This is a genomic window from Leclercia sp. UBA5958, assembly GCF_002430365.1.
GTDB lineage: Bacteria > Pseudomonadota > Gammaproteobacteria > Enterobacterales > Enterobacteriaceae > Enterobacter > Enterobacter pneumoniae.
Genome location: NZ_DJCE01000008.1, coordinates 1 through 21,026 on the forward strand (window position 1 = coordinate 1; position 21,026 = coordinate 21,026).

Consider the following 21,026-nt stretch of genomic DNA (forward strand, 5'->3'; position numbering starts at 1 on the left):
AGGTCAGGTAATTGGGTGCCATCGCAATAACGGCACCGGAAATTGCCATAATGCAGGTCAGGCCGAGCAGCAGCGTTTTCCGGTTAAGCGTGCCTGCCACCACGGAAATAAACAGGCTGGTTACCACTGCAAATGCCCCGGAAATGGCGATGCCCTGTCCGGCCATACCTTCGGTGACACGCAGGGTCTGCGCCATCGGTGTCAGGAGGCTGACCGGCATAAATTCGGAGGCGATCAGGGCGAAGACACACAGCGTCATGGCAAAGACACCACTCCAGTGCGCGGGATGTTTCCCGCTTCCTGTGATTTTTTTTCTGTTCTCGTCTGTCTTATTACTCATTCAAAGATTTCTTTTCAGTAGATAACATGGAGTCTCCGCCGCGAAGCCTTCAGCGCTGCAGAAAGAGCTGAAACGGCATATGGGGGCGGGACGGTGATAAGAGGAATAATCGCGGTGCGGAAGATGCTGTAAGTCAGTTGGCGACCCTGATCTGCACCGCAAGAGGTCCGTGGCGCTGCAGGACCGCCAGTCCGGAATCCACTTTCCCTAACGGGATCAGTGAACGGGCGTAATCCCTGCCCCGGGCAAAAATCGCCAGGTTGCCCCAGGGCGCGTAGTAAGTGATATCTCCGGCTTCCGGCGTCATACCGTCCGGTGCCTGTGCCGTTGAAAGCCTGCGCGGCAAGTTACTTATGCGCTCAATATCGGCATAGTCTTCCAGCGTCAGGCTGAGGGGAAGCAGAGACGCAAAGTCCCGGCCTGTCGGCGTATCAAAGAGGGCGGCGGTGGCGGTTTCTCCCCCCACAATGATCTCAATTTTCATAAGCGTCTCCTGCGCCACTCCCCGCTCGTTGCCACCCGCCATTGCGGACTGCGTGACGAAAAGCAGGCCGGCAAGGAGCAGCAACAGTGACGTTCTGCGGTAGGCGTTTTGCATAAGGGTTAGCGTTGACTTTTTCATCGCATTATTGTTACCAATATGCGGTGGGTTAACTAGCTAATGAATCCTTAATGACCTTATAAGTAAAATTTATAAATAGACCGGAAACAATCATGGCCAGACGCAATCTCAACGACTTACTCTCTTTCGTCACCGTGGCGCGTGAGGGCAGCTTTACGCGCGCAGCCGCGCAGCTTGGGGTGACCCAGCCCGCACTGAGCCAGGCGATTTCCGGGCTGGAAGAACGGATGCAAATCCGCCTGCTGACAAGGACCACGCGCAGTGTGTCAGTGACGGCTGCCGGGGAACGCCTGCTGCAGTCTGTAGGCCATCGTATTGATGAGATTGAAGCCGAGCTGGACATGCTGACGGCATTGCGTGATAAACCCGCGGGAACAGTCCGTATCACATGTGGCCCCAATGTTCTGAAGACCACGCTGCTGCCAAAGCTGACACCACTGTTACGCGAATATCCGGATATTCATATTGAGTTTGATGCCAACCACGGCTTCCGGGATATCGTTGCGGATCGTTTTGATGCCGGTGTGAGGCTCGGAGACACTATCGACAAGGATATGATAGCCGTACCCATTGGCCCGAAACTGCGCATGGCGGCTGTAGCTTCCCCTGAGTATTTCGCCCGGTGCGCCGCTCCTCAGACGCCACGCGATTTGATGCAACACTGCTGTATTAATGAGCGCATGGTTCAATCGGGGAAAATCTACGCCTGGGAGTTTGAGCAGGAAAACGGCAAGTTTCACGTTCGGGTTGAAGGCCAACTGACGTTTAACACATCGGAACACGTCGTTGATGCCGCTCTTGCCGGACTGGGCATTGCCTTTTTACCTGAAGAGGAGTTCGGCACACATCTGCGGGAAGGAAAACTGATCCGGGTGCTTGAAGAATGGTGCCGTCCTTTTCCCGGCTACTATCTTTATTATCCCAGCCGTAAACAACCCTCTCCGGCCTTTTCACTCGTTGTGGATGCGTTGCGTATTAACCGGAAAATGTAACGCTGAATTATCGGGCCAATATTTCAGGAACGGACGTGAAGGTCCACTACTGGTACTAAGCGGACATTCAATTTAACAGCCTGTGGGCCTCCTCCAGCTTCCCGATATAGCCAGGTCGTCAGCCCCATCCGCTAACCTACATGGTCGGCAAGCGTCACGGCTGACTCCGCCCAGACGTCGGGAACGATCTTCATCGCCTCGCTGACGGCGAAATTCATCGTCATGCCGGGCTTCCACAGCATCACGATCATCTGGCTCAGCGCCAGATTGCCCACCTCCACATCAATCGCTTTAACGTGACGCCAGCTGGTGGCGGCAAAATGCTTCGGCAGAAAGGCCCATCCCTGACCGCTCTCAAGCATATGGCGCAGCAGCGTACGGTCATTAGTGTAGAAGGTACGATCGGCGATGCGTCCCTGCTTCGCCGCCACGCCGTCGGGCGCCGGATGCATCACCAGCTGCGGCTGCGAGGCGAGATCGAACAGCGATACCGGCTGCTCGTCCGCGAAGAGCGACGCGGCGGCGTAAAAATCGAGTTCGACCAGCCCCACCGAGCGCCACGCCATCTCGCTGCCCAGACTGCGGTTGCGCGCCTGGCAGAGGGCCAGCTGCACCTCGCCGCTGGCGAGTGCCGCTTCCGCCTCTTCGCGCGACGCGCTCCAGGCGCTGACGCGGATATTGCTCTCTGCCAGCGTCTCAATCAGACGGCAGAGAAAAGGGCGCGGCACAAAGGGATCGTAGACCAGGCTGATTTCGTCGGAGATACCTTGACGGACGTGGCGCGCCGCCGCGTCGAACGCCTGCGCCTGGCGCATCAGCAGCGCCGCCTGCCGCCTCAGCCGCTGACCCTCTGGCGTCAGCGCCAGCGTGCGGCCCTGTCGAGAAAAGAGCGCATAGCCCAGCGCCGCCTCCAGAAACTCGATTAGCTCGCTGACCGTGGCGCGATCCTTGCCAAGCTGTTTCGCCGCCTGCGAAACGGTGCCGAGCGCGGCGACGGTCGAGAACGCCTCTATCTGCGCAAAGGTAAAACTGAGATAGGCCATATCTACTCCCTGATGCAACGGATTGAGGGGATTTCCCCACATATGCTGATTTTTGCACAGAGCAGGCCAAATCTATACTGCGGCTTGTCAATTTTAAGGCGTGTTAAGAAGGAGACAGAATGATGAAAAGTAAAAAAAACCTGCTACTGGCAGCATCGCTGGCGACGACTGCGCTGCTGTCGTGTTCAACAACAGCCGCTGAGTCTGCGCCCTGCGGCGGCGTACCGCTGAGTGTTTGTCCGACGCCGTTCGATCGCACCCTGCCCGATCCCAAAACCATGCTCAGCTGGGATCAACAGGATCGCGTGGTGGGCTTTCGCAACGACTACCGCAACTACCCCGCCGATGTTTTTCATCACGGTACCGCCCAGCCGCTGCCGCTGGCAAAGCATCAGCTCGGCGAGGTTAGCTACCGCGTCAACGGCCACCGCTACAGCATGGCGGACTACCTGAAGCGTCAGAACGTGGCGGGGATGTTAGTACTGAAAAACGGCCAGATCGCCTACAAATATCTGGCGCACGGCAACAGCGATAGTACACTCTGGACCTCGCGCTCGGTGGGTAAATCAGTGGTGTCGACGCTGGTCGGCGTGGCGCTGAAACAGGGGAAAATCCACTCGCTGGATGACAAGATCACCGATTACGAGCCGGAGCTGAAAGGCACAGCATGGCAGGACGTGACGCTGCGACAACTGCTCACCCACATCTCCGGCGTGGCGTGGAATGAAGATTACACCCAGCCCGACTCCGATTTTGCGCAGCTGACCCAGTGCGAGGCGCGTCCTGGCACCTATGATTGCGTGCGCGGGCTGATTACCGGCCTGAAGAAGGCGCATCCGGCGGGCCAGCACTGGTCCTACTCGTCGGGCGGCGCCTGGCTGCTGGGCGACGTGCTGGAGCGCGCCACCGGCATGTCGCTCGCCGCGTATCTGCAGCAGAGCATCTGGCAGCCTTACGGTATGGCGAATGACGGTGTCTGGCACGCCTATCAGCCCGGCAAACATGACGTCGGCGCGCACGGCTTCAACGCCACGCTGGAGGACTGGGGGCGCTTCGGCGAGTTTGTACGCCAAGAGGGGCGCCTGCCGAATGGCGATAAAGCGCTGCCGGACGGCTGGCTGAAGCTCGCCTCTGACTGGACGCAGGCACAGGGCTCGGTTTCCGCCGCGCATCCGCAGGGCATTTACGGCTTCCAGTGGTGGAACAACGAGGTGCCAGCGAACGCGAAAAATGTCGAGCCTACGCCGCAGCAGTCGCTGAAGGGGTCGCTCTGGGCGCTGGGCATCTATGGTCAGATGATTATGGTTAATCCCGACGAGCAGCTGGTAATTGTGCAGTGGTCGACCTGGCCGCAGGCGGAACCCTCGTTCAGCGCCCAGCCGCTGGAGGCGTCGCTTATGTTTAGCGCAATCGCGCAGCAGCTGCGCGACTAAGAAAAATCGGGATGGGGGCTGTCAGCTGGCGGAACCGTAAGGATATAGCAGCGTTTATCCAGCAGCGATTCAACGGAGGCGCGATCGCCCTTGTCCCCGCCGCGCCGCGTGGTCAGCAGGATACATTCTTTCTCGCCCGAGGAAGTAGTATGTACCAGTGCCACGTCATACTCCGCCAGCTGCGGTGTAATACCGGTAGCCTGCATCAGTGGGTCTTCGTGAGGACAACGGCCTGGCAGAGCATGGCTTACTTCTCCGGCTCGGCGCCCTTCACAGCGCAGCGCGCCGGGATCGGAGATTTCCCCTGCTCATCCCTTGGCAGTATTTGCGCATTAGACAGCCGGCTGCTCTGGCTCGTGACTCCTATGCGGAAGCCGATAACGATTAGGTGGAAACCGAAGGTTCGCTTTGTGCGAAGAGCGGACGCTCGCATTTGTCTCAACATACTGAGGGGCTCACTAACACCTAAGTGTATTCGTCAACTGGGAACAGGTTAGATTAGCTACGTAAGTTTCAGCGTAAAATTGGGCACTATAAAAGTGCCCAAACTTTCAAAAAATAGATAATGCTATGTATTTGAGCCAAACATCGAACTCCGCCTTACTATTTTGTAATAAGGGGGATTTTCATCATCCTCCTCAAAATCAGAGAAGAAGTGGTTATCTCTTAATGCTGTTAATAACCTTTGATTAGTTTCATCAACCTCAATTTTGGGCTTACCTCGCCCCAAAATTTTACTGAACTCAGATAAACCAAGCAGATCAAGATATTCTTTGCAGAGAGCCTTACTCAAATCCTTACTTGGCAACAAAGCGATTAGCAATGCTATCTTATTCTGCATATTTAGGTCCCCAGCGACAAACAGGTCTTTTAGTAACAGCTCAGCAACATCATCAGGGTTTGCTATCAATGTCGATATATCCTGTATTGCTCGGTTCAGAATGAGTGACTGAGTAGAGGTTCCCCAAGTTTTATAGGATGACGTCAAACTTAAAAGTTCGTCTGGTTTAAAATTATTCTCTAAAATACAATCATTAACGACCGGAGGGTAATTTTTATTATAAATAGCCAGCGGTACTTTAATCAATTCAAGTAACTTAATTTTCAAATCATCATCAACCTTCCAAGAAAGTATCGATATGGCTTCATCTAAGACAAAATTCTCAATTGTCATTAACTCAACGTAGGTTTGGATGTTTTTCTTAATGTAGTAGTTATTTTGTTCAGGATAATTATCTCGTATGAAATCAAGTGAACTCATACTCATGTGAATGATGTTCTTATCCACTAATATTTTAAATTTATCACCAGCAATATTAGCAATGCCAAAGGAGGTCTTATAAATCCGATTTAGCGAGCAAATTAATTCATCATATTTATTATTTGATAAATCATTACAGACAATAATCGATCTAAATAATTTGATTTTCTTCTCGTCTTCAATGTCAATTTTTTTAAAGTCAAGCTCGGTATCAGTTCTATTGATGAATTCGATAAGTGTTTTATCCAGCCCATCCACATGTTCAAAATAAGAGACAATATTTTCCTCAGAGCACACTGTTCTATCTTTATCCAACAAAGATGACCATAAAGATTCGCTCTCAACCTCACTCAGAGATGTCACGAAAGTTTGCAAAGCGTTTATATACTGGCCTTTTTGTTCATCAGATATTCCCTCATTATTAAGAACGGATAAAACAATGGCTTCATCATCCACGATTGAACCATCACAAATAGATAAAACCATATCTAGATAGTCACTAATATGGTTATTAACATAACTAGCCAAGGGAGAATCAGACTGTGACATCACTAGTGTATAGTTCTTATGGCGAATATCATCTTCATTATTAAGCGTGTAAACCTTACTTAGCATTAAGGTCAGGTTGGCAAAATTAATATCATAAAGTGAATGCTGGTAAACCGCATCAAAGAGTACTTTATTTGCGTTTTCAAATTTAATACTGACGAAAGAGACGTTAAGCAACTTAAAACCACCAATTAATTTGTCAACCTTCGGTTCTGATATTGCTAAATAATCTACCGAATCAGAGATGTAATCAGTCAGACAATCATCAATATTAATGGCTTCGATGGCGTCATTGGCAGAATAATAAAACGTGCCTATAGAGTAGAGTTTAACCCAATCAGCAGAAAATTCACTCTCTGTCAGCGCATAAGAAAAAAACTCAGGCCACTGCATATTTAATCGATTAATGAAGACAGGCTGAGCCCTCTCAGTTTCAAAGTAGCCACGAATAAACTCAACTCTTCTATCTTTTCTTAGTTGTTTGAATAAACGTTTTATTAAGTTTACTTGGGCTGGTGTTTGAAGCAGATAAGCTAACAAATCAAAATTAAGCGCCTCTTCCTGTTCAAAATCCACTTCTCGAAGGCGGGCAACAACCAGTTTGGGGTTCTTGAGTTGATAAGTGAACTCTTTGCCTTTTTGATCGGTAATGCTGCGTAAAAACATCTTATCAATTCGACTCAGGCTATTTTCATAAAAATAGGTCATATAGTCGGTATAGGTTTCATCAATATAACCATCACGAATAAGGTATTTAAGCAAGTCAAAATACTCACTGCTTTTTATTTCATTAAAATCTCTTTCCTCTCCAATTTCATTGGTATAGGTGAGTTTAAATATTTCATCAATGTTCTCTCTAGTTATTACTTCTTTAAGCCTTTTATTTCTAGAGTCAACCAAACCTTCTCTTAATCTTGATATAAGCTCATTAGTTTCTTCTATTTTACCATTGAATTTATTTTCAACACTTTCTTTTCTAGCCGCTCTTCTCTTTTCTATATCAGCTTTCTCAGCCTGATGATAGTGAGGATGATTATTATATCTAGATAATTCCTTATCGTATATAGCATCAACCTCCTGACTAGAATTGAGAATTTCATCATTGATTGCCTCAATCTCTTTTTTTCTATCGCTAATATCTTTTTCTATTTTCTTTATTTCTTCAACAATAAGATTGTCTTTTTCACTAAATATGGAATAAACCATACCTTGATTAAGTTGCAACTCACTAAAATCTCGTGGAAAAATATTTTTATAGGCAATAATGGCCAGCATTTTATTACAGTCAAGCTCTGTCGTGTTTAATTTATTATAATAAACTTGAAATTCATTATAAATATTCTTCAATATTCTCATATCATCAATATATAAAGACATCCCTTGTAGAAATCTTTCATTGAACAACTTGAGAATACCACCACCATCAAAATGCGAGATAAACTGATCGTAAGAGTTAGAACTATCAACAACAGGAATAACTGGAATTATATAATCAAAGAATTTGGTTCTATCCTTCGAAATGAAGATATCATCACGAAGCAAGTAAATAAAACGTAACGTCGATTTCTTGTGCCCTGCTATGTCCCGTTGAATATTAACCAGTCTGTTAACCTCATGAAGACGTTCAAAGATGTTATTACTATTAAAACGGTCCATGTCTTCAAAAACAATGGCATCAGCATCAACGTTCTCGAAAAGGTACAATACTTCATTTAAATATCTATCGAAATAAGACTCATTACTTTCTTCAAAAATCTCTATTTCATTACCCTGTAAATTTATTTTCTTAAGAACATTGCGATTCTTTTGGGTTTTTATTAACTTGTAAATGAAAATACAAGCTAGGATAGTACATATAAACCCACTAATTAAAAGCGTATCGTATTTAGTTGATAATGTAAGTAGTGTCTTTAAATTACCATCAGATAAAAGTGAAACAAACTTCCCCCACTTAGTAAATAGAGTGATATGTAGTATCAAGGCGATAAATAACACCGTAAATATGGTATTTATCACAATGCTGTTAGTTTTTATTTTTTTCTTTACTTTAAAATGTGTCTGGGGAATATCATCAGCATTGATTTGGTGAATTAACTGGTTAAGAACTTTACCTTCTAACGCGGTTTCATTTATATCTTTACCTGGTTCATTAGTTTCAGCTTCCTCAATCGATCTGAAATGAGCAAGTGAGATATGAACAAACTTTATATTCGAATGACTTTTCTTATAGGATTCGACAAGACTACTTTTTCCTGCGCTATATTGCCCTGATATCGCAATATTTTTTAGATCGTTATTGGCAAAAACAAAATCTATCGCATTTTTATATACACCCAGCTCAACATCGCTGAACGGCGTTAACTTTTGAAATTTATAGCTATCTTCACTCATTGATATCCCTTCCCAATCTTCACCGAGAGAGCTGGCTTTCGGAGTTAATCAAACAAAATCATGCAGATAAAATTTCGCCTTATTATAGCAGACACAACGGCAAAGATTAGCTATAGCCTCGTTGTTTTCTTCATCTATCCCTATAATTTTACACTACAGTTAGCACTGGCTATACCTGAAAGCTTTGCTCGTAAAGAGCACAATCGCAAGTCAGCAAAGCATGACTTTGCAATCTAGCGCCGCTGAAAACAGTGCTGAATCGCTACGACTTAGGCAGCCATCTTATCGGTTGGCAGATAATTTCTAACTTCCGCTCCTGCCACAAAGCGGACATTTAGCCACGGCGGATATGTCATAAAAGAAAAGAGTCGTGCAGCGCAATGCTACAGGCAGCCTGATTAAGATAAAGAAAGCAGATCCAGGGTATAAATATCAGGCTGAAGAAATTCCGGGGCAGTTAATCCAGGGCAAAAAGCATCCCTCTCTGCCCGAGCAAAAAGAGACCATAATCACCCAAAGGAGACATGACTCTGAACCCGATAGTGACAGAGATAAAACTTAAAGATTTCTCAAAAGCCTGGCGGGATTGCCCGCGTACACCCCTTTTATAAGCACAGGTTTGGTCACCACGCTGCCTGCACCAATCACCGCCCCACTGCAAATCTCCGTGGTTAGAATGGTTGCTCCACTGCCGACTGTTACTGCGTCGCCTAAGACGATATCTATCCAGCTTTCTGCAGACGCATCCGGACCGCCACGCTTGAAAAGATCATTAGCAAAGGTTACACCATGGCCAATAAAGCAGTCGCTGCCTAAGGTAACGTTCTCACAGATGAACGAGTGGGACCGTACCCGGGTTCTATCGCCTATAACGCATCCCTTTTGTATTTCGACAAAGGGTCCCACGAAAACATCGTCTCCCAGTTCACATTCATAGATGTTTACCGGCATAACGACTTTCACATTTTCACCGTATTTTACGTCACGAATGCCGCTTTCAAGCACTTTCATATCCGCGGGCTCCTTTCTCAAAATGATTCGGCACAGTATGAGCAATGGCTCGTCCCTCTCCTGTTCAAACATGCCGGGCGAGGTTATTACTCAAAACAGGAATAAACCCTAAGGCAATAAAACCCAGGCGTCCAGACAGGCAGGCCGATTCTGCTTATCCTATACTCAGTAAAAAATGTTTAGACTGAATTTCGGCTATGTACCGCCTGCGAAATTCACAGAAGTTATTGAGGTCGTATGAAATTCCCCGGCGTACCGGAAAATGAAGAAGAAAGATTAAAATCGCTTTATCTCGCAGACCTGCTTGATACCCGAGACGATGAACGTTTCGACCGTCTGACCCGTCTTGCCCGGAAAATCTTTCAGGTGCCGGTGGTGCTTATCAGTCTGCTGGATCGCGAGAGACAATGGTTGCTTGCCTGCGAGGGACTCGGCATCCGGGAGACGCCACGTAATATCTCATTCTGCGGCCATGCCATTTTGCAGGATGGGGCATTCATCGTAAACGATGCCACCACGGACGATCGTTTTCACGATAATCCTCTGGTCACCGGTGAACCTTACATCCGGTTTTATGCCGGCTATCCGGTGCATCTGCCCTCCGGTGACGTCGCTGGCACGCTTTGCCTCATCCATACCCACCCTCGCCCCTTTAACGAGGATGACATTGCTTCCCTGAAGGACCTGGCATTCATTGTTGAAGATGAGTTTCAGGTCATTGGTATGGCAATGACCGACAGCCTGACGGGCATAACCAATCGCCGGGGGTTTTACCGAACAGGAGAAAAACGTTTCCGTAACCTCAATGAGCGTAATGCGGCGTTCAGTCTTATCTTCTTTGATCTGGATAAATTCAAACCTATCAACGATCTCTGGGGGCATGCTGAAGGCGATGAGGTGCTGAAAGTCTTTTCAAAGTTGCTGCTACAGTTCCTGAAACCCGGTGATATTGCAGGTCGGTTGGGTGGCGATGAATTTGCCGTGCTCATTACCCACCGCAGCGATACGGATGCCTTTCTGCATGCCCTGCGTCAGGGGGTGGAGGAATACAACGAACATTCCGGTAAACCGTACAATATCAACTTCTCATCGGGCGTTCTGCACAATGACCCGAATAAGTACGCATCGCTGGATGAAATGGTTAAAAAAAGTGACGAAGTTATGTACTCCGTGAAGCGCAGGAGACAGCTTTAAACGCCCTGCCGACCTTTGCTCACTCTCTCTTCTGGCGGCTGGTCGTAATGAGCGAAAAGCGGACATATAACTATGTCCGCCTGTCCGTCGCCTGCTTTAGCGGCGCCCGCCTCCCCTCTGAGTCAACGAAGAGGGCGCCTTCAGAAAGTTGATGATTTCATCAAAGGCCTGCCAACGGCCAGGCTCCATCAGAATCATGTGAGTGCCGCCGCCAATCTCAATCCAGCGTCGGTGGGCGGCGTTATCGAAGCGCCCGAACAGATCCTGCATCATATCGACTCGCACGTCCTGATCCCACTCGGCGCGCAGGAGCAGTACCGGCGCAGTTATGGCGCTCGGGTTATAGAGCGGACTATTGGCGAGCCAGTTTTCACGGACATCCTGAAGCGCGCCACCCGGCGCCCGGATGATGCCAGGCTCCGCAGCATCCGGATCCGTGGCGGCAGTGATGGCGGCCCACTGTTCGAACCAGCCGTGTGGCAATACGCTTTCGTGTCGGTCGGCCGGAACACCGGCCAGCCACGCCTCGCGAAAGGCGCTGACACGTATCTGGCGCCACGCCGCCAGCGGCTGCCCTGCATCGATGCGCAGGGGGCGATTCGATAGCCATAGCGGAGCGACAAGCACCAGTTTTTCAACATATTTGCCATGCTGCTCTGCATAAATCCCGGCGACCGAACCACCCCAGGACATGGCGACCACGCTGAGGCGTTCGATGCCATTCTCGGCGAGCACGTACTCAACGGCGGAAGCCAGATCCCGTGCCGCGACCTGTGCCCGCGTCAGGGGTGATGCGTTATCGGGCGACGCCGCCATTTCAGCGGGTCTGGTCGAACCGCCATAGCCGCGGGCATCTACCGCCCATACGTCGAAACCCGCCATGGCAAGGACATCCATAAACGATGCGCCATCCACCGGAACATCGAACAAGCTCTCACTGGAGAAAGTGGCACCGTGCATCAACATCAGCGTTGTGTCCGAAGTGGCACGGCCGGTGTCGCGCCGACGCCGGCGAAGTAGCTGCAACTGGACGTCAGCGGTATCACTGTTAATGAGGTAAGTTTCGCGAAGCAGTAAGCTGGACATAGTGTCGTTCATGGCTGGACTCCCTGAATAAATTGCCAGGCGAAGCTTTGCTTCTGTTGGCTGACTTTGCCAACGGAGCTGTCGCCAAAGTGAGTAGTGAAAACCAGTGCATCGAGATCGACAGCAAGCTGCATGGCCTTGTGACGGGACTGCGTCGCCGTCTCCGGAAACTCGCAATAGACTGAGTTAGTCTCCGGATGACGAACCTGGAGCGGATGATGCATGACATCGCCCCAGAACAACGCAGTTTCCCCCCGGGAGGTGACTGAAATAGAGGCATGATCGATGCTGTGACCAGGCGTAGCGTGGAAACGGAAGCCTTCGATCAGGGTATTATCCACTACGATGCGTTGATCTAAACCGGCCTCGACGATGGGCATCACGCTATCCTCGAAAACGCCGTCGAGTGGCTGATGACGCGGTATGCCTATTCCGGCCTGCCGCAGAATACTTGCCACTGCTTCCGGCTCGCGAGAAAGCGCCAGGTTGTAGTCATATTCACGATCAGAGAAGACGTAACGGGCATTCGGAAATGTTGGAACCCATTTTTCGTCTTGTAACCGGGTGTTCCATCCCACATGGTCAGCGTGAAGATGGGTAAGCAAGACCAGGTCCACCGCCTCAGGCGACACTCCTATCGCCTGCAAACGCTGCAGAAAAGGCTCTTTGAGCTGGTGAAACACCGGTGCCGTTGGCCGGAACTTGTCATTGCCGGTCGCGGTATCGATCAGGACGGTATGGGTTGGCGTCTGTACCACCCAGGCATGAATGCTTTGCCGCAGCAGGCCGCTCTCAACATCGTAACTTCGCTTACCCCAGTGGCCAGCATCGCTGAGCAGCCCCTGTAAATCACCCTCCGGGAAGAGTTGGGACGCATCAACAGCATCGAGCGCCAACTCAGGTAACTTGATGATCCGCATATCCCCGACGAGAAAGGTTTCCTGGTTCGCCATAATGTTTTCCGATTGACTAAAGAAGAGTATCAGCGTACTACTGGCCTACTCATTAACCAAATCGATTCAAATAATAATGCAGATTGACCATTTCGATTTAAGAACGTTTGATCTCAATCTCCTGATTGCCTTTGATGCGCTAATGCGCGAGCGGAGCGTAACCCGGGCGGCAGAACGGCTGAAAATTCGTCAGCCAGCCATGAGTCACAGCCTCTCATTATTGAGAACGCTCTTTCAGGACGAATTGTTTGTCCGCGTCGGCACAGTTATGCAGCCGACGGTACGCGCATTAGCGCTGGCCGAACCGGTGGAGCAAGCGCTTGGAATGATGCAGAAGGTTATTCACGTCACTTCGGTATTCGAACCCTCGACCGATCAACGAATATTCCGCATGGGGTTCTCAAGTGAAGTCGAACTACTGCTGATGCCGGAGCTCGCCTTACGTATGCGGCAACTCGCGCCGGGGGTAAAGCTACATGGACGCCCGGTGCAACGGGGCGATGTCTACCGCATGCTGGATGATCGGGTGTTGGATTTGGCTATAGGCTGTTTTGACAGCCAGGCGATGCGTTATCGCCAGCAGTTCTTGTTCGAGCAGTCGTTAAGTTGCGTTTTCCATCCTGACCGGATGGCATTCAAATCAGCAATTTCTCTTGAAAATTACTTAAGCGTGCCGCATGCGCTGGTAAGCCTCAGCGAAAGCCTGCATGGTTGTCTTGAGTCGGCACTGGATGAGATAGGCAGAAAACTCAACGTGGTTGCCACGTCGTCGGAATTTCTCAGTGTGCTGGGTATGGTTGCGAGTGCGCCAGTGATTGCCACGCTACCCACCCGGATGGCAAGGCGCTACGGTAAAGCATTTGGCCTGCAGATCGTCCCGGTGCCGTTGACACTAAATTTACCGGACGTATCTCTGATCTGGACGGCACAGGAGGATAATAATCCCGCATCTCAATGGTTGAGAGGGGAAATCGGCAGCATCCTGAGCGAGGCTGTCACGAATACAGCCAGCCTCAAAGAGGGTAAACTGCTAACCTGAGAGAGTTTCCCGCAGCAGGATCAACACGGAATAGAATGATTATTGGTGCCCCTCCCCCCTGCCCCTCAGGACTGCACGCTTAACAGCCGCGATTTGCCAATCCGGATAGCGTCATCAATACAGGGTTGAGGTTTACCAAACAGATACCCTTGCGCGAAGTCGCAACCCAGCGCCTGCAGGCTTTCCAGCTGCTCCTGCGTTTCAACACCCTCTGCCACCGCTTTCATATCCAGTGATTTGGCCATGCCGGTGATCAGTTTGATGATATTCAGCGCATCCTCCTGGGCGGAGAGGGAGTGTACGAAGGATTTATCAATTTTGATTTTATCGAAGGCCAGCCGGCTCAGTCGTGAAAGAGAGGAGTAACCCGTACCAAAATCGTCGATGGAGATTTTCACCCCCAGCGCTCTGAGCTTGTTAAGGGTATTCATCGGCGTATTGTTCTCTGTAAAGAGAGACGACTCGGTCACTTCCAGTTCAAGGCGCTCGGCCGGAAGCCCTGTCTCTTTCAGAATGGCAAGCACAACCGAGGCAAAGCTTTTACTGCCAAGCTGGACCGGTGAAACATTGACTGAAATTTTAGCCGGAACCGCCCAGGAAGCCGCTTCCCGGCAGGCCATTTCCAGCACGGATTTGCCCATCTCATTAATCATTCCCGTTTTTTCGGCGAGCGGAATAAAGGTATCCGGCGACAGCAACCCTTTCTGCGGATGTATCCAGCGAATAAGGGCTTCGTAGCTGTAGATTTCACGGGTGAATGAGTCAACAATAGGCTGATAATAGACCACGAACTCTTTATTGGTTAATGCCAGCGCCATATCATGCTCGAGGGTGCGGCTTTCTTGCAGCTTATCTAGCATGCGTTGGCGGAAGACTTTAATCTTACCTGAGCCCTCATTTTTAGCTTCATACAGGGCCAGATCGGCAAATTTGTACAGATAATCGGAGCGGCGTTCCGTTTCGGAAATAACAATACCGACGCAGGAGGTAATATTGATAATCGTGTTATAGATTGTGTAGGGCTGATTAATAGACTCACTTATTTTTTGCGCACGCGATATCGCACGGCTTTCCGTCAGGCCACTCGAGAGCAAGGCAAACTCGTCTCCACCGAGGCGATAAAGCGTATCTGTCGTGAGGCTCATCGACATCAGACGGTGAGCGATCTGGCGTAATAACATATCGCCCGCATCGTGGCCGTAAGTATCATTGACCTCTTTGAAGCGGTCTAAATCAAATAACATCACCGCTACGGGAACATTATTTTTCTGCGCCAGAGTGATGGCTTCGTTTAAATTTTCCCAAAAACACAAACGGTTATTCATTCCCGTCAGTGAATCATGATAAGCGTCATATTCCAGCTTCGCATTCTGGATTTGCAATTTTTCTTTTGATTTTTGCAGCTCTTCCGCCAGGGCCTGCACCTGAAGATGCGCCTTGTGAATATTTCTGTTCTGAATGAATATTAGCCCTCCCAGGATCGCGCTTAAAATAATCAGCAGGACGGATGTCGCGGAATAAATATAATACAGCGTTTGAATTTTGCTGTTTGTGCCATTAATGGAGTTAACATCCTTATCGATGGCACCGGAAGAGAGACGGCTCAGCGGCGCATCAAGCGCATGCATCCCTTTCAGGTAGGTTTCGAGCTCTGAACGCGTCATTTTCTCAAGATGCGCATCCAGATAATTGAGACTCTCTTCAAGTTGAAAGGCGAGCGCCTGATGCGCTTTATTACTTTTTATATAGTGTGCTAAATCGCCCTCTTTCAGGAGATTACTCTGGCTGAGCATAATATCGAGACGCATACGCACTTCGTCGATCGGCATAGCTTCATCAAGCGCGTAAAGGCCGAGCCACGATTCAAATCGGTAGTATTCTGAAACCAGCTGGGCAGCAGACCATGAATCGGTGTAGTGAGTCAGTTTCTGTAACTCTTGTTGCCTTTCATGCACAAGATAAGAGATATACCCGGTAGATATAAAAAGAAAAAAAATGATGCCAGCCAGTATTCTGTTCATGCTGCTCCTTGAACCACTACTCAATGCTCATTCTGCTGACCTGCCATGCCGATCGTGAATAGAAAATCTGATTATTCAGTTCAGGCATGCTGTCATAGGGATACACCACAAAGAGCGGGCCTTTATCACGGATACGCATGTACTCCCCGTTAACTTTCATCGCCAGGATAACATTGTATTTTTTGAAATCACTGAGTGGGATTTCGGTGGTGTAATCATTGAGCGCCGTCACCTTAACAAGCGAACCTTTTGCCCCGACATAATCCATCAGCTTTTGCAGTGAGATGCCCGTAAAGGTTGTACGCCCGTTATACCAGGGTGAGGTGGTCTGGAAAGTGACCATGCCCAGCTTCTCAAGGCTGGCGACATCGAAAACAGCTTTCCCGTCTTCGTTGGTGTTCTCAATATTACCGGAGAGTGTTAAAAGCACTTTTCCTGTCGGTTTGGGAAGTTCACCCGCCCAGACCTGGCTTGAGACCATTAAACTTAACAACATCGCGATCAACCGCATCCTAACCTCACCTCTCAGACAGACGTAGTAGAATTATAATTTAGTTAACATGTTATTAATATATCCTGCATGACTATTCTTAAGGCAACTGATTCATAAATATTATAATTTATCAAAATCAGAAGGTTGCCCTTTCTTTTATTTTGTGAACTTGATATGGCCACACCGTTGCCAATAATTAAGCCCTGCTAAACCTTATTGTCACTGTACAAATAAAATCCGCCTGTTAACTCAGCGAAACATCGCACTATGACAGTGAGTATTGTCTCTACCGCTTTAGCGTCACTTTATTTTCGAACGACCAGCTCTGGCGCGTAAAATTTTTGCAGCGTAGTAAAGTTCCCTACCTGGACGCGTTCCACCTGAAAGGTATCCACGCTTAACAAAATAAGCTTCAGCCCCCTTCCGCTCTCGGCGAACAGATCGCTCTCCTGGAATGACTCGTTGCGCGCGTCGGCGAGACGCCCGGCCGGAAAAGGATCCCCCGCGTCAGTAAAGTGCAACGTCACGCTTGAGGCTGTGGTGATAAAATCCACATCAAAACGGCTGTTCTCATCTTCATGCAGCGCATAACGAATGATATTGGTCGCGGTCTCACAGACCGCGAGGTCAAGCGCAAAGCGCCATTCATCATTTACCGGCAACGGCGCCATGAGCTGCGCAAGCCACTCCGCCAGTGGCGAGATTGACGTTAATGAGGCCGGAAGCGAAAGGGAGCTCTTCACAAGCCACTCACTGATTAAGCTGAGCAAGCGCCGCGGCGCGATCCGGGCAGATACGAAAAATGCGATCCATCCGGGTCAGAGTGAACATATTGCGGATACCCGGGTTCAGTGCGCACAAGGTCATTTCACCTTTGCCGTTCATCATTTTCAGAAGAGAAACCAGCGTTCCCAGACCGCTGCTATCGATAAAATCGATTTTGCTAAAATCCACAATCAAGGCTTTTTGGTCGTCGCCAATCTCGCGGGTAATGGCTTCTTTAAAGGCCGCCGCAACCGAGGCATCCAGCCGGCGTACCGACGGCGTCAAAATATTGACGTTGGGCTGCCGCTCCGTATCGATATTCATACCTTTTCTCCTGTCTGTTCAATCACTAAAAGTGAAACATCATCGGCCATTGTCCTCTGCTCCTCGCAATCCCCGCTGCGCCAGTGGATAAGGTGCTGAGCGAACTGCGGCAGCAGGCTATCCAGCGCGAGCGTGGCCCCTTCCTGTAGCCAGCGTTGCAGGCGCGCCTCACCATACTGCTCGCCATCAGGATTTTCACACTCGGTAATGCCATCGCTGAACAGGCAGAGCCGCTCTCCCGGCGCGAGAGTGAAGTTCACGTCGCTCCAGCTCAGGTCGGGCATCAACCCCACCGGCGCGCCCCCATGGCCGACCGTTCTTACCTCCCCGGCAGGGTTAACGATGAAGGGGGTAGGATGCCCGGCCTGACAAAGCTTGCCCTCTCCGGTTGCCAGATCGATAACGCCATAAATCATGGTGAAGTAGCTCACGATCTCCACCTCATCACTGCAAAAGCGGCTGTTCAGGATCCGCACCACCTCAGAGGGCGACGCCACCTCGTTATCACCGGTAAAGAGGAAACGCTCCACCGCCCTGCCGTGCAAAAACTGGCGGGCAACGGCGAGAGACATCATCGCCGCGCCGACCCCATGACCGGACACGTCCACGCAGTAAAATCCCAGATGATTATCCAGCGGGAACACGTTAAAGATGTCGCCGGAAACCCAGGCCGAAGGCAGGAAGATCCAGTCAGAAAAATAATCGCGATAGCGCAGCCGGTGCGCGGGAAGAACCGACTGCTGAATGCGCGCCGCCACCTCAAGGTCTTGCTCAATCTGGCGCAGCGCCTCGCTCAGGCGCGCGTTACGCGCGGCAAGCGTGGCTTCAAGAGAGAGCACCCTGGCCCCCGCGTGTAGTCGCGCCCGCAGTTCCCCTTGTTCCACCGGCTTGCTGAGAAAATCATCCGCCCCGGCATCAAACCCGAGCGTCAGATCCCCCGGATCTTCACGGGCAGTCAGCAATATGACGTACACATAGTGCCCAAACTGGCGGCTGCGGATCTCCCGGCATAATGTCAGGCCGTCCATCTCGGGCATCTCCCAGTCGCTAATGACCAGGCTTACCGGCTGGTTTTGCAGGATCTCCAGCGCAGCCACGCCGTTTTCCGCCTCGCTGACGACATATCCCCACTGCGTCAGCATTCGACTGAGCAAACGCCGATAGACCGGCGAATCTTCAACAATCAGAACGTGCTGAACTCCCATTGCGTCACCTCAAAGCGGTAAGAACCAGATCAGGCTGACCGTGCCTTCACGAAACTTGCCATTGCCGCTCTGGTGGCCCGGGTAACGGGTGCCGGAGTAGTTGGCGTACTGAATAGAGAACGAGCCCGGCGTATAGCCCGCGTAGCCAAAACTATAGCTATAGTCGCCGTTCCAGGGTTGCTGCTGACTCCTGTCCGGGAACCAGAATGCCGTCGCGCGCACGAAGAAATGTTGTTTGAAGGTGTAACCGCACCCACCCAACATCACGTTCTTATTTTTACGGATGTCGTTGCTCTCCAGATCGTAATAACGCGGTACCCAGCTGTACCCCGCCTGGCAAATTATGGAGTCCCCTTTGTTGATCAACAGGGCGTTTTCTACCGGCTTCGGTAGCGAAAATTTATAGGCCAGCGTTACGGCACCCTGTTCAAAATAGGTGTGCCGGTGATTGCCGGAGGTCCAGAAACGGTTATCGCCATAGTTGCTGTAAACCAGGCTGAAGGTATTGGCATGCCAGTCGTCGTAGCCAAAGCTATAGCGAAAATCAGCGGTATAGCGGCTGGTATCCGTCACGGGCAGACGTGACGTTACGTTGGCAAACCAGTAGCTGTAGGGGGAGTATTGCAGACTAAGGTTCAGCGTCTGGTTATATTTCCTTTTCTGCTCTGCGCTGTCCGAGCTGTTTGGGATAGACATCCACTGCTCTTTCAGCCCGGAACTAAAGCTTAGTGCGCCGGAAAAGACATCCTCATTCCCCGAGAAGAGCCGTCCCCAGCGGCTGGTGAATACCCCCGCCTGCACCGGCTCGCCGTCTTTATCACGCAACGTTTGCCCCTCTTCCTTCTGCGCTGCTTCAGTGCTCACACTGGCACACAGTAGCGCGCAGGCCAGCCAATATTTTTCCCGCATCTGCCCTTCCTTAGTTAGGTATCCAGCGCGCAGCGACGTTGTATTTCGCCATGAGCCACAGCACGGTCAACGCTGCTGCATGAACGAAGGTGTTGACGAGCCAGTCCTGACGCCAGAGATCAAAGGTCACAAACTGGCTTACCGCGAGCACAACATAGACATGCAAAATAAAGGTATACAGCGAACGTTGCCCCAGCGGGATGAGGAACCAGCCGGCCAGCCGGTTAATGGGCACCCAGCACCAGGTTAACAGCAGATAGACCGTCACCATCAGGCTGATATCGTTAAGGACCCGCACCGGCCCAAGGCCATTTTTTGCCGCCCAGGTATGGTAAAACGCATTGAAATCCGCCGGCGGGATGGTGTGCATCAGGAGGGCGGGCGGCATAAAGGGGTTAGTATGGTTCTGGGCCACATACCCCAGTACCAGCGCGATCGCCACCAGCGCCACCACCACCGCTTTACCGGGTGGGGTGCGGGCAAACGAGAGGAGCTCCGCTTTGTACCAGCCGCTGCACATCCCCAGTACAAAAATAAACTGCCACGCCAGTAGCGGAAAAGCGAACTCAAACTCAGACGGCGTAACGCGCACTGGCCAGCGCTGCCAGCAGCAGTAGACCAGCAGCGATAGACCCAGCAGCCAATAGACTTTTCCGCGTTGCAGCATCCCTAAAAATAGCGGGCTTAAGAGCAGCAGAAAAATATAGAGACCGAGGATCTGCGTCTGATGAGGGCCAATTTGCAGGTAGAGAACAATGTTAAACCAGGTCTCTTTAATTTGCGGCGTGACGGGATAGAGTGACCAGGTTGTGCCAGAAAAGCGATCGGTAAAATGCGTTACCTCAAACACGTTAATAAAAGGCAAATACCCTAATAAAAGAAAGGAGAGAATGATAATAATATTTACCCGGTATATTTTCCACGCCCGGAGAAAAAGCCCCCAGGAAATAGTAAGCAGAACCGTTTTTTCCAGTCTGGTACGATTCAGCATACCTAGCATAAATCCGGAAAGAATAACAAACCCCTCGGCACCGGTAGTCAGACCAAAACGCTCCCAGGTAAATATATTAAATATTGACATCACTTCGGTATGTGCAACCACCATCATGACCAGCGCAATACCGCGCATAAAATCAATGCGCAAGTCGCGATTACCCGCCAGTGAGTACCGCCAGGATATTGATTTAACGCTTTTTTCTTGGGTTATCGCCGGCGCAATCTGGCTCATAGTGAGTCCTGTTATCTATCCTGAAAAAGCCGCGTATCACTTATTTAGATAGCGTATATGCGTTCATCTGGCAATGAATGAAGCGAAGCCAAAAAGGCTTAATAATAAATAACAATCATTTTAGCCGCCCTACACTATTGCAATTCCCGGTCTGGAATATTTTTCTT

General features: G+C 50.1%; 18 protein-coding genes and 2 pseudogenes. 5 read left to right on the forward strand and 15 right to left on the reverse strand.

Features of this window, described 5'->3' with window-relative positions; all coding sequences use genetic code 11:
* Positions 1-340: pseudogene (locus tag B2Q93_RS13155) on the reverse strand (MFS transporter); the annotation flags it as partial.
* Positions 341-473: 133 nt separating this feature from the next.
* The gene (locus tag B2Q93_RS13160; protein WP_286933434.1) at positions 474-962 is read right to left on the reverse strand and encodes a cyclophilin-like fold protein; all 489 of its coding nucleotides are present in this window, start codon (positions 960-962) and stop codon (positions 474-476) included.
* 92 nt (positions 963-1,054) lie between these two features.
* On the opposite strand from B2Q93_RS13160, the gene B2Q93_RS13165 reads away from it, so the two are divergent.
* Complete coding sequence (locus tag B2Q93_RS13165) at positions 1,055-1,954, forward strand: LysR family transcriptional regulator (RefSeq protein ID WP_117385973.1); 900 nt, start codon at positions 1,055-1,057, stop codon at positions 1,952-1,954.
* A gap of 131 nt (positions 1,955-2,085) precedes the next feature.
* Here B2Q93_RS13165 and B2Q93_RS13170 read toward each other — a convergent pair whose 3' ends face one another.
* Positions 2,086-2,997, reverse strand: coding sequence for a LysR family transcriptional regulator (locus B2Q93_RS13170; RefSeq protein ID WP_286933437.1), 912 nt, complete (start codon positions 2,995-2,997; stop codon positions 2,086-2,088).
* Positions 2,998-3,119: 122 nt separating this feature from the next.
* On the opposite strand from B2Q93_RS13170, the gene B2Q93_RS13175 reads away from it, so the two are divergent.
* Positions 3,120-4,430 (forward strand): serine hydrolase domain-containing protein, encoded by a 1,311-nt coding sequence (locus tag B2Q93_RS13175; RefSeq protein ID WP_286933618.1) that lies wholly within the window; start codon positions 3,120-3,122, stop codon positions 4,428-4,430.
* On the opposite strand, the pseudogene B2Q93_RS13180 reads toward B2Q93_RS13175, so the two are convergent.
* Positions 4,427-4,615 (reverse strand): annotated as a pseudogene (locus tag B2Q93_RS13180) (CDP-diacylglycerol diphosphatase); the annotation flags it as partial. The gene B2Q93_RS13175 and the pseudogene B2Q93_RS13180 sit on opposite strands and share 4 nt — an antisense overlap.
* A gap of 383 nt (positions 4,616-4,998) precedes the next feature.
* Complete coding sequence (locus B2Q93_RS13185; RefSeq protein WP_286933439.1) at positions 4,999-8,631, reverse strand: hypothetical protein; 3,633 nt, start codon at positions 8,629-8,631, stop codon at positions 4,999-5,001.
* Positions 8,632-9,001: 370 nt separating this feature from the next.
* Here B2Q93_RS13185 and B2Q93_RS13190 point away from each other — a divergent pair, with 370 nt between their 5' ends.
* Positions 9,002-9,193, forward strand: coding sequence for a hypothetical protein (locus tag B2Q93_RS13190; protein WP_286933440.1), 192 nt, complete (start codon positions 9,002-9,004; stop codon positions 9,191-9,193).
* Here the strand turns inward: B2Q93_RS13190 and B2Q93_RS13195 are convergent.
* Positions 9,190-9,642 carry an acyltransferase gene (locus B2Q93_RS13195; RefSeq protein WP_286933442.1) on the reverse strand — a complete coding sequence of 151 codons (453 nt, stop codon included), beginning with the start codon at positions 9,640-9,642 and terminating at the stop codon, positions 9,190-9,192. The two genes, B2Q93_RS13190 and B2Q93_RS13195, sit on opposite strands and share 4 nt — an antisense overlap.
* Positions 9,643-9,879: 237 nt before the next feature.
* On the opposite strand from B2Q93_RS13195, the gene B2Q93_RS13200 reads away from it, so the two are divergent.
* Positions 9,880-10,836 (forward strand): sensor domain-containing diguanylate cyclase, encoded by a 957-nt coding sequence (locus B2Q93_RS13200; RefSeq protein ID WP_046885274.1) that lies wholly within the window; start codon positions 9,880-9,882, stop codon positions 10,834-10,836.
* Positions 10,837-10,932: 96 nt separating this feature from the next.
* Here the strand turns inward: B2Q93_RS13200 and B2Q93_RS13205 are convergent, their stop codons facing one another.
* Both B2Q93_RS13205 and B2Q93_RS13210 read right to left on the reverse strand, forming a co-directional pair.
* Positions 10,933-11,934, reverse strand: a complete 1,002-nt coding sequence (locus tag B2Q93_RS13205; protein WP_286933443.1) for an alpha/beta hydrolase — start codon at positions 11,932-11,934, stop codon at positions 10,933-10,935.
* Entirely contained in the window at positions 11,931-12,842 is a 912-nt protein-coding gene (locus B2Q93_RS13210) for an MBL fold metallo-hydrolase (protein WP_286933444.1), read from the reverse strand. The genes B2Q93_RS13205 and B2Q93_RS13210 overlap by 4 nt, the downstream gene beginning before the upstream one ends.
* Positions 12,843-12,951: 109 nt before the next feature.
* On the opposite strand from B2Q93_RS13210, the gene B2Q93_RS13215 reads away from it, so the two are divergent.
* Positions 12,952-13,914 (forward strand): LysR family transcriptional regulator, encoded by a 963-nt coding sequence (locus B2Q93_RS13215; RefSeq protein ID WP_286933445.1) that lies wholly within the window; start codon positions 12,952-12,954, stop codon positions 13,912-13,914.
* A gap of 65 nt (positions 13,915-13,979) precedes the next feature.
* Here the strand turns inward: B2Q93_RS13215 and B2Q93_RS13220 are convergent, their stop codons facing one another.
* From B2Q93_RS13220 to opgC, 7 genes are all read right to left on the reverse strand, one after another.
* On the reverse strand, positions 13,980-15,935 hold the full coding sequence (locus B2Q93_RS13220) for a putative bifunctional diguanylate cyclase/phosphodiesterase (RefSeq protein ID WP_286933446.1): 1,956 nt from the start codon (positions 15,933-15,935) through the stop codon (positions 13,980-13,982).
* Between the two features lie 16 nt (positions 15,936-15,951).
* On the reverse strand, positions 15,952-16,446 hold the full coding sequence (locus B2Q93_RS13225; protein ID WP_046885272.1) for a molybdopterin-dependent oxidoreductase: 495 nt from the start codon (positions 16,444-16,446) through the stop codon (positions 15,952-15,954).
* A gap of 287 nt (positions 16,447-16,733) precedes the next feature.
* Positions 16,734-17,171 carry an ATP-binding protein gene (locus tag B2Q93_RS13230; protein WP_414672034.1) on the reverse strand — a complete coding sequence of 146 codons (438 nt, stop codon included), beginning with the start codon at positions 17,169-17,171 and terminating at the stop codon, positions 16,734-16,736.
* Between the two features lie 7 nt (positions 17,172-17,178).
* Entirely contained in the window at positions 17,179-17,517 is a 339-nt protein-coding gene (locus B2Q93_RS13235; protein ID WP_046885271.1) for an STAS domain-containing protein, read from the reverse strand.
* A complete protein-coding gene (locus B2Q93_RS13240; RefSeq protein WP_263617312.1) occupies positions 17,514-18,722 on the reverse strand; it encodes a PP2C family protein-serine/threonine phosphatase in 1,209 nt (402 codons plus the stop codon). Before B2Q93_RS13240 ends, B2Q93_RS13235 begins: the two co-directional genes overlap by 4 nt.
* 9 nt (positions 18,723-18,731) lie before the next feature.
* Entirely contained in the window at positions 18,732-19,631 is a 900-nt protein-coding gene (locus B2Q93_RS13245; RefSeq protein WP_040075444.1) for a hypothetical protein, read from the reverse strand.
* Positions 19,632-19,641: 10 nt separating this feature from the next.
* Positions 19,642-20,859: an OpgC domain-containing protein gene (gene opgC / locus B2Q93_RS13250; RefSeq protein WP_286933448.1), complete on the reverse strand. Its 1,218-nt coding sequence runs from the start codon at positions 20,857-20,859 to the stop codon at positions 19,642-19,644.
* Positions 20,860-21,026: the final 167 nt, after the last annotated feature.

Coding starts and splice junctions, on each gene's coding strand:
- B2Q93_RS13165 (WP_117385973.1), top strand. CDS start 1,055: ATGGCCAGACGCAATCTCAACGACTTACTCTCTTTCGTCACCGTGGCG.
- B2Q93_RS13205 (WP_286933443.1), bottom strand. CDS start 11,934: ATGAACGACACTATGTCCAGCTTACTGCTTCGCGAAACTTACCTCATT.
- opgC (WP_286933448.1), bottom strand. CDS start 20,859: ATGAGCCAGATTGCGCCGGCGATAACCCAAGAAAAAAGCGTTAAATCA.
- B2Q93_RS13210 (WP_286933444.1), bottom strand. CDS start 12,842: ATGCGGATCATCAAGTTACCTGAGTTGGCGCTCGATGCTGTTGATGCG.
- B2Q93_RS13185 (WP_286933439.1), bottom strand. CDS start 8,631: ATGAGTGAAGATAGCTATAAATTTCAAAAGTTAACGCCGTTCAGCGAT.
- B2Q93_RS13160 (WP_286933434.1), bottom strand. CDS start 962: ATGAAAAAGTCAACGCTAACCCTTATGCAAAACGCCTACCGCAGAACG.
- B2Q93_RS13240 (WP_263617312.1), bottom strand. CDS start 18,722: ATGGGAGTTCAGCACGTTCTGATTGTTGAAGATTCGCCGGTCTATCGG.
- B2Q93_RS13215 (WP_286933445.1), top strand. CDS start 12,952: ATGCAGATTGACCATTTCGATTTAAGAACGTTTGATCTCAATCTCCTG.
- B2Q93_RS13170 (WP_286933437.1), bottom strand. CDS start 2,997: ATGGCCTATCTCAGTTTTACCTTTGCGCAGATAGAGGCGTTCTCGACC.
- B2Q93_RS13195 (WP_286933442.1), bottom strand. CDS start 9,642: ATGAAAGTGCTTGAAAGCGGCATTCGTGACGTAAAATACGGTGAAAAT.
- B2Q93_RS13245 (WP_040075444.1), bottom strand. CDS start 19,631: ATGCGGGAAAAATATTGGCTGGCCTGCGCGCTACTGTGTGCCAGTGTG.
- B2Q93_RS13220 (WP_286933446.1), bottom strand. CDS start 15,935: ATGAACAGAATACTGGCTGGCATCATTTTTTTTCTTTTTATATCTACC.
- B2Q93_RS13175 (WP_286933618.1), top strand. CDS start 3,120: ATGAAAAGTAAAAAAAACCTGCTACTGGCAGCATCGCTGGCGACGACT.
- B2Q93_RS13235 (WP_046885271.1), bottom strand. CDS start 17,517: ATGAATATCGATACGGAGCGGCAGCCCAACGTCAATATTTTGACGCCG.
- B2Q93_RS13200 (WP_046885274.1), top strand. CDS start 9,880: ATGAAATTCCCCGGCGTACCGGAAAATGAAGAAGAAAGATTAAAATCG.
- B2Q93_RS13225 (WP_046885272.1), bottom strand. CDS start 16,446: ATGCGGTTGATCGCGATGTTGTTAAGTTTAATGGTCTCAAGCCAGGTC.